General features: G+C 68.5%; 1 protein-coding gene. It reads left to right on the forward strand.

Features of this window, described 5'->3' with window-relative positions:
* Positions 1-30 precede the first annotated feature (30 nt).
* On the forward strand, positions 31-533 hold a 503-nt coding region (locus MLGJGCBP_RS48475), incomplete at its 3' end, for an SDR family NAD(P)-dependent oxidoreductase (protein WP_160098005.1).

Consider the following 533-nt stretch of genomic DNA (forward strand, 5'->3'; position numbering starts at 1 on the left):
GCCCTCGTTCCCCATCGTAAGGACCATCGCATGACCACCACTCCCTTCACCTCCGACGCCCTCGCGGGCAAGCGCGTGCTCATCACCGGCGGGGGTACCGGACTCGGCCGTGGCGTCGCCCGGCACCTCGTCGACCGCGGCGCTGAAGTCCACCTGTGGGGCCGCCGTCCCGCCGTGCTCGAGGAAGCCGCGGCGGAGGCGTCCGTGTCCCGGCCGGGTTCGGTCCACTGGCAGACCGTCGATGTGCGCAAGGCAGATCTCGTGTCGGCCGCGATGGACGAGATCTGGACGCTGCACGGTCCGCTCACCGGCGTGATCAACAATGCTGCCGCGAACTTCATCGCCCCCACCGAATCACTCAGCCCGCGTGCCTTCGAAGCCGTCACGTCCACGGTGATGAACGGGTCGTTCAATACCACTCACGCCGCGGGTCGCCGCTGGATCGAAGGCGGGACCAAGGGCGTCGTTCTGTCGACGCTCACCACCTGGGTCTGGAGCGGATCCGCGTTCGTCGTCCCGTCCGCGATGGCGAA

Origin of the sequence: Rhodococcus sp. T7, assembly GCF_009872365.1 — a bacterium.
In the GTDB taxonomy this organism is placed as follows: domain Bacteria; phylum Actinomycetota; class Actinomycetes; order Mycobacteriales; family Mycobacteriaceae; genus Rhodococcus_F.